Genomic DNA, 372 nt, shown 5'->3' on the forward strand with positions numbered 1-372 from the left:
CGCCTGATACAACGGCCCAGTCTGGTCCCCAGCCATCGCCCCCATCGAGTGGTCGTCGAAACCGGCGAAGGTTGCCTCTTTGCCGCTGGCGTCCTTGATCGGGTCGTCCAGTGCGATGAGCGGGATGTTGGCAGCCTTAGCCGCCGAGATCACCTGCGGGCCGATCTGCTGGTCTGGGACGGTGATGAGAATGCCGTCGACTTTCTGGGCGATCATCGCATCGAGCTGGCTGATGGCCAGATTGGAGTCGGACTTGAGGTCGATAACCTTAAGAGTCACCTTCCCTGCCTTGTCCGCGGCGGCCTTGGCACCCGCGGCCTGATCGACGAAGAACTGCTGGTCTCCTTGCTTCTGAAGAAGCGCAATCGTGAT

1 protein-coding gene is annotated in these 372 nt (G+C 61.0%); it reads right to left on the minus strand.

Annotated features, from left to right (window positions below; all coding sequences use genetic code 11):
* Positions 1–372 (minus strand): substrate-binding domain-containing protein (locus SB773_RS30365; protein WP_410593911.1); only part of this gene is annotated, 372 nt, incomplete at both ends.

The organism is Bacillus sp. SIMBA_074 (genome assembly GCF_046534555.1).
Lineage (GTDB): Bacteria > Bacillota > Bacilli > Bacillales > Bacillaceae_G > Bacillus_A > Bacillus_A mycoides.